Annotated in this window: 1 protein-coding gene; it reads left to right on the top strand. The window is 71.2% G+C overall.

What is annotated here, in order from left to right:
* On the top strand, positions 1-257 hold a 257-nt coding region (locus tag AC1RPY_RS08040; protein ID WP_481763159.1), incomplete at both ends, for a DUF1295 domain-containing protein.

Raw genomic sequence — 257 nt, 5'->3', positions numbered from 1 at the left:
ACCCTAGGATGTGGGGCGTGGAGCCCTTCTTCGTGTGTCTCTGGATCCTCGCGGGCGTCTGCGCCGCGACCTGGGTGCTGTCGCTGGTCACCGGGGAGCACTCGTGGGTCGACCGGATCTGGTCGGTCGTCCCCGTGGTCTACGTGTGGGTGTTCGCGGCGGCGGCCGGCCTGCAGGACGCCCGGCTGGACCTGATGGCCGGGCTCGTGACGCTGTGGGGCGCGCGGCTCACCTTCAACTTCGCGCGCAAGGGCGGC

Source organism: Dellaglioa sp. CoH-56-MRSF-12 (assembly GCF_056782075.1).
The sequence above is the reverse complement of the archived record's forward strand: the minus strand, read 5'-3'. Positions and strand labels throughout refer to the sequence as shown.